Source organism: Flavobacterium sp. (assembly GCF_029242675.1).
In the GTDB taxonomy this organism is placed as follows: domain Bacteria; phylum Bacteroidota; class Bacteroidia; order Flavobacteriales; family Flavobacteriaceae; genus Flavobacterium.
The window spans coordinates 1-6,687 of record NZ_JAQWTM010000067.1 but is presented as its reverse complement, the minus strand read 5'-3'; the positions used below and the strand labels follow the sequence as shown (position 1 = coordinate 6,687).

General features: G+C 33.6%; 6 protein-coding genes. All 6 read right to left on the bottom strand.

Features of this window, described 5'->3' with window-relative positions; all coding sequences use genetic code 11:
- Positions 1-576, bottom strand: a 576-nt coding sequence (gene ribB, locus P8M54_RS02595) for a 3,4-dihydroxy-2-butanone-4-phosphate synthase (RefSeq protein ID WP_300284731.1), incomplete at its 3' end; no start/stop codon positions are given.
- Between the two features lie 4 nt (positions 577-580).
- Positions 581-2,017, bottom strand: a complete 1,437-nt coding sequence (locus P8M54_RS02590) for an LptF/LptG family permease (RefSeq protein ID WP_300284728.1) — start codon at positions 2,015-2,017, stop codon at positions 581-583.
- Between the two features lie 8 nt (positions 2,018-2,025).
- Complete coding sequence (locus tag P8M54_RS02585) at positions 2,026-2,667, bottom strand: outer membrane lipoprotein carrier protein LolA (protein WP_300284725.1); 642 nt, start codon at positions 2,665-2,667, stop codon at positions 2,026-2,028.
- 4 nt (positions 2,668-2,671) lie between these two features.
- On the bottom strand, positions 2,672-5,119 hold the full coding sequence (locus P8M54_RS02580; protein ID WP_300284722.1) for a DNA translocase FtsK: 2,448 nt from the start codon (positions 5,117-5,119) through the stop codon (positions 2,672-2,674).
- Positions 5,120-5,137: 18 nt separating this feature from the next.
- Entirely contained in the window at positions 5,138-5,518 is a 381-nt protein-coding gene (locus P8M54_RS02575; RefSeq protein ID WP_300284719.1) for a diacylglycerol kinase family protein, read from the bottom strand.
- 10 nt (positions 5,519-5,528) lie between these two features.
- Entirely contained in the window at positions 5,529-6,026 is a 498-nt protein-coding gene (tpx, locus tag P8M54_RS02570) for a thiol peroxidase (protein WP_300284715.1), read from the bottom strand.
- Positions 6,027-6,687 lie beyond the last annotated feature (661 nt).

Below are 6,687 nucleotides of genomic sequence, written 5' to 3'. Positions count from 1 at the left end.
GTCAAATTTCTTAGCTACTTTCACCAATTCGGGTAGTCGAGCCATAGAACCATCTTCATTCATTATTTCAACAATGACCCCAGCAGACTTAAATCCTGCTAATCTTGCAAAATCAATAGCAGCCTCTGTATGACCTGTTCTACGCAAAACACCACCTTGCTTAGCAATCAACGGAAAAATATGCCCAGGCCGTGCTAAATCATGTGGTTTAGTTGTTGCATCTACTAGCGAAAGTACTGTAGCAGCACGATCAGCTGCAGAAATACCGGTTGTTACTCCTTTACCCTTTAAGTCTACGGAAACCGTAAAGGCAGTCTCCATAGGGTCCGTGTTATTGCTAACCATAACATGTAAACCTAATTCTTTACAACGCGATTCAGTTAAAGGTGCACATATTAAACCACGACCGTGTGTTGCCATAAAGTTGATCATTTCAGGAGTCACTTTCTCAGCAGCAGCTAGAAAATCTCCCTCGTTTTCACGATCTTCATCATCAACTACAATAATTATCTTTCCTTGACGGATATCTTCTATAGCTTCCTCAATTGTATTGAGTATTATTTTATCTTTAGACATTTTGTTATTTTTTTTTAAAGCGTACTAATTTTTTAAATATTTTTTGGATCGGAGTTAAAATAACATCCATATTGATTAATCCAATATCATTTGTGGCTCTGTAGGTTAGCAGCAATGCAAGAGGCGTTAAAACTATCGACGACAACCAAGAACCTAAAAAGGGTGATAATCCATTTTCCTGTGAAATTCTTTTACCAAAAGTGTTTATAAAATGAAAAGAAATGAAAATCAACACAGCGAAAATAATTGGAAGACCAAGTCCGCCCTTTTTTATAATCGCACCCAAAGGAGCTCCAATAAAAAACATCATAATACAAGCATAAGCTATTACAAATTTATCATAAAAAGCCAAGATATGATTATTGATGTTTTTTTGTTTATTTTCTAAATTAACTTTAGTTGCATCCACTGAATAACTTGTACTCAGCATATTGCTGTGTGTTATCGTTAAAATCGCCAATTGTTCTTCTTTGGTATATAAAGATAAAATGTCCTTAGGCTGCTTATCTTTAAATTTCCCTTTTTTCAACGGCACAATGGTAGCAATACCTGTTCGAAAATTGTTGTTTTCTGAAAAAGAAAGTACTTCCGTTTTCATATTTTTTTGCAAAGAGTCCAGCGTATAATTCAACTCTGTAATAGTAAGCATCGTATTAGAACTATTGCTATTATTTTCGTCAACATCTACTTTATTAAGCTCTGACAAATCAATATTTAAGGTGTATTTTTTAAAAGAGCTTCGAGCAAAAGGCATTTTCACTCTATCTTCATATTTTTGCGGAACTACATCTTCATAGTAATTACCATCATTAAGGACAAGCTGCAAATTGTTCGAACTTTCATTACTAATCAGTTCCCCATTTTTTGCTTTTATGACTGTTTTACTTCCGTCTCCAATATTTGATTTTTTATGAATAGTAACTCCGGTCAAATAACTCCCTTTGTCGCCTGATTTTTTATTTACTTTGATATTGTAGACACCTACATCGCTAAACTGACCTTCTGAAATTGCCAATGCAGGTTGAACTTGCGCTATATTTCGTCTGAAATTAATAAATTTATATTCCGCGTAAGGAATCACGTTATTAGCAAAAAAAAACGCAACAATACTAAGAAGTAAAATAAAAACTGTTAGACTTCGCATGGCTCTTTGAAGAGAAATACCCGACGATTTAATTGCTGCAAATTCATAATTTTCAGCAAGGTTACCAAAAGTCATTATGGACGCTAGCAAGATAGATAGAGGAAGTACCAATGGTATAATCCTAGGCATTGAAAAAAGCAAAAACTTTATAATCATGAAAAGATCAAGATCCTTTCCTGCCAGCTCAGCTATGAATAACCAAATAGTTTGAAGAATGAATATAAAAAACAAGATTACAAATACCGTACCAAATGTAATCAAGAATGTTTTTAATAAGTATTTGTCTAGAATTTTCACTGATGAAATTAATCTAATTTATTGATGTAGTAATTGGAGTATTTACTTTCCACAAAAGTAAATTGATTTTTTGACAAAGGTTGATTGGTTTTGAAAGAATTAACGGTTAAAGTGGTTTTAGTACCATTTTTACCCATTTCTATCAAATTGTATATATGTTTGGTTTGAACATCAATTCCTAATAAGATTAGTTTTCTCTGATCTTTAGCACTATTTGGTACTAATTTAATATATTGGATTTTTCTTCCTCTCACATCTTGCACCTTATCCATATAGTACTTGTAACCATTATTAAAAAAAGTCAGCATCTTAGAAGGCGTAATCGCATTATCGTCATTTTCATTCACACTTGAAACGGTTACTTCTTCATCCTCTGGTACAATCGTATAAGACTTTCTACCATCAAAAATCTTAGTCACTCCCATGAAGTTCAAGACGTATTGATTGCCTTTTAAAATAACATTTCCCTTACTATCTTGGTTGATATTTTCCTTCGCGTTATTAAGCGTATATTTAAAGTCAATTACAATATTGTTGTAGCTTCTTACCTTGGTAGTCACTTGATCTAATAGCGATTTAGCTTGTTTATCTTGTGCTTGAATGGAGAAACTAAAAATAAAAATTAATGTAATTTGGATAACTTTTTTCATGATTTTAATTATTTTGTTCATTATTGAAAAATTGATCAAGAGCACTTAAATCTAAGATATTCACAGATCGCGCTTTACTTCCTTCAAAAGGACCTACAATTCCTGCCGCTTCTAATTGATCAATTAATCGACCCGCTCTATTGTACCCTAATTTAAGTTTTCTTTGAAGTAAAGATGCTGAACCTTGCTGAGCATTTACAATAATCTCGGCTGCTTCTCTAAACAAAGTATCTCTTTCTGAAATATCTATATCAAGATTGATGCCACTATCCTCGCCAACAAATTCAGGTAACAAATAAGCAGTCGCATACGCTTTTTGCGATCCAATAAAATCAGTGATTCGCTCTACTTCAGGTGTATCAATAAAGGCACACTGTACCCTAACAACATCGTTACCATTAGTATATAATAAATCTCCTCTACCTATCAGCTGATCAGCACCTTGAGTATCTAGAATAGTTCTTGAGTCAATTTTAGAAGTTACCCTAAAGGCAATTCGAGCCGGAAAGTTGGCCTTAATCAAACCTGTAATAACATTTACAGACGGTCTTTGCGTAGCAATAATAAGATGTATTCCTATCGCACGAGCCAATTGCGCTAAACGGGCAATTGGAACTTCAACTTCCTTACCGGCAGTCATTATCAAATCTGCAAACTCATCAACAACTAAAATAATATAAGGTAAAAAACGATGTCCGTTTTCAGGATTTAGCTTTCTTGACTTAAACTTGTCATTATACTCTTTAATATTACGAACCATCGCATCCTTCAGTAAAGAATATCGATTGTCCATTTCTACACAAAGAGAATTTAAGGTATTTACAACTTTGGCATTATCAGTGATGATCGCATCCTCGACATCGGGTAATTTAGCTAGGTAATGTCTTTCTATTTTATTAAACAAAGTCAACTCAACCTTCTTAGGATCTACCAAAACAAATTTAACTTCGGCAGGATGTTTTTTATAGAGTAACGAAGTCAAAACAGCATTCAGTCCAACCGATTTACCTTGACCTGTTGCTCCTGCCATCAATAAGTGAGGCATTTTAGCTAAATCAACAACAAAGGTCTCATTAGAAATTGTTTTCCCTAAAGCTATGGGCAACTCCATTTCAGCCTCTTGAAACTTTGCTGATCCAATAACACTTTTCATCGAAACCATAGTAGGATTCTTGTTGGGAACTTCGATTCCAATTGTACCTTTTCCAGGAATAGGCGCAATAATTCTAATACCTAAAGCCGAAAGTGAAAGTGCAATATCATCCTCCAAACTTTTAATTTTAGAAATACGAATTCCAGCTTCTGGAACAATTTCATAAAGCGTTACAGATGGTCCAACAGTTGCTTTAATTTGGGCAATCTCTATTTTATAGTTACGAAGTGTATCTACAATTCTATTCTTATTTTCTTCTAGTTCTTCTTGATTGATAGTAATTCCTCCTGTAGAATATTCCTTTAAAAGATCAATTGTAGGGTATTTGTAATTAGACAAATCAAGGGTAGGATCAAACAAACCAAAATCGGAAACTAGTTTTGAAGCTAAATTTTCTTCAATAAAAACTTCTTCAGGAGCTGTTTCAACAACAAAAGAGTCTGTACTAGCAACTTCTACCTTAACTTTAGGAGCTTCTGGAACTGTTTTGAGGACAGGGTCCAAATTTATTTCTGAGGAATTACTTATTGTCGGTTTTAACGCTTCTTTATTAAGTTCGAATTTAGAACTACTATCATGCTTGTGAAGATCATCTTTCTGCTCTGATCCGTCATTTGCTACAGCAAACTCTTCCAAATTATAATTAACATTTTCTGAAGTAGGAATACCGGAGTTTTTCAAATCGGCTTTCAACTCTTTTTTAGTAGTTTCAAAAAACTGTTGAATTTTCTCTGGAGAAATCTTGATTTTAAAAACCAAATAAATAATTATCCCAAACAACAACACCAATAGCGTACCTGTTTTACCCAAATAGTCTTGTAAAAACAAGTTTAACTCATATCCTACAACCCCACCCAATTCAGGTATAGAACTAGCGAAAAATCCAAATAAAACCGAAACAACTACTAAAGCAAAAAGATCCCAAAACCAAATTCCCTTTAATTTTTTTGGAGCAATTCCAACCATTAAATAAATACCACTTAAAAAGAATAAGCGAACAAATAAAAAAGATGCTAAACCAAAACCTTGGTAAACTACAAGATGAGAAACGTAAGCCCCCATCTTTCCCAACCAATTCTCAACCGCTTCATTGCGATCACCAAATTCATAAACAGAATTTTGATCTAGTTGACCATGTATATAAAAAGAAACAAAAGAAACCAATAGCGCAACAGAAAATAAAACAAGTAAGGCACCACAAACCAACTTATGCTGTTTTGTAAATTCCCATGATTTTATAGTCTTTGATGTAACACCGTTACCCTTCTTTAAAGGTTCCTTCTTTACTGATTTTGCCATTATTTATTTCTGGATCTTCTAAATGCCTCTGATATAGGGCACGTATATAATTAAACCAATTACAATTGCTGTCATTGCTGCAAAAAATACTGCACCAGCTGCTATATCTTTAATAAACCCAATTCGTTCGTGATAATCTGGGTGAATAAAATCTGCGATTTTTTCAATAGCTGTATTTAACCCCTCAACGCTCATTACCAAACCTATTGCTAAAGTTTGAAACAGCCACTGAGTAGGAGTAATATTAAAATAAAAACCTGCAATACAAACTAAAACTCCAAGCGAAAATTGAACCATGACACTATGCTCAGTAGTAATCAATTTCAAAGCTCCCTTATAAGCATAGCTTACGCTTTTTAATCTTCCTTTAAAAAAAGAATTATCTTTTTGAAATTCCATTAAAGAAAAATTAAAGTACTGCTAAAGCAGCTTCATAATTAGGTTCATCAGCAATTTCACCAACCTGCTCAGTATACAATACGGTACCATCAGCATCGGTTACGATAAGAGCTCTTGAATGCAAACCAGCCAAAGGACCATCTACAATTTCTAAACCATTTTTCTTTCCAAAACTACCGTTATTGAAATCAGATAGATTAACTACGTTTTCAATACCCTCAGCACCACAAAATCGTTTTTGTGCGAATGGTAAATCCCTAGATACGCATAAAACTACAGTATTATCTAAGTTAGCCGCCTTTTCATTAAACTTTCTAACTGATGCCGCACAAGTACCAGTATCAATACTAGGAAAAATATTAAAAACAAGCTTTTTGCCTTCAAAAGAGTGCAACGTCGCTACTGAAAGATCAGCTTGAATTAATTCAAAATCAGCCAAACGTGTACCAACCTCTGGTAAAACTCCTACTGTATGTATTGGATTTCCTCCTAATGTAATTGCTGCCATAATGTGTTTTTTTAATGAGGTTCAAAAGTATGAAATTTATTTAAGAATTAAGTTTGAGTTGGAACAAAATAGTCCGTCAATACATAAAAAGCCTACTAAAAATAACAATCGAAATAGTTAAAAAAAGATATAATGCTTATTAATAAAATAATTAGCAATGTCTAGCTAAAAGTAAAAATCAGCAAAAAGTAAAATTATTACAACACAAAAACTCTCGTATTAACTGCCAGACCTTCCTTGTATATAGCGTTAATAGTAAAAAACATACCGAGCTAACTATTATTTGAAACACTTATTAACTAGCATTTCATAACATGATTTATAGTAATACAATCATAATTAGCAAGTTAGAACTATTGCCGAAATAATAACAACATCACTATTTTACATAAATTTGACATATCCAACTTTCTATGGCCTGCCGCTACTTCCACTACGTTCCAGCACCGCCGGGCTATACGTTACAATCTTTTTCGCGGCTAAAAAAAGCCTCAAAAAAGGATTTTCACTACTATCCCTCAGGCAAAAAATGAGTTTTCATAAGAAAAACTATTATAAAACAAAAAACCCTGATTCGATTGAATCAGGGTTTTTATAAAGAAAGGCGACGACATACTCTCCCACATAACTGCAGTACCATCTGCGCAGGCGGGCTTAACTA

Excerpts from the sequence above, each read along its gene's own strand:
- P8M54_RS02580 (WP_300284722.1), bottom strand. The coding sequence starts at position 5,119 with ATGGCAAAATCAGTAAAGAAGGAACCTTTAAAGAAGGGTAACGGTGTT.
- P8M54_RS02585 (WP_300284725.1), bottom strand. The coding sequence starts at position 2,667 with ATGAAAAAAGTTATCCAAATTACATTAATTTTTATTTTTAGTTTCTCC.
- tpx (WP_300284715.1), bottom strand. The coding sequence starts at position 6,026 with ATGGCAGCAATTACATTAGGAGGAAATCCAATACATACAGTAGGAGTT.
- P8M54_RS02575 (WP_300284719.1), bottom strand. The coding sequence starts at position 5,518 with ATGGAATTTCAAAAAGATAATTCTTTTTTTAAAGGAAGATTAAAAAGC.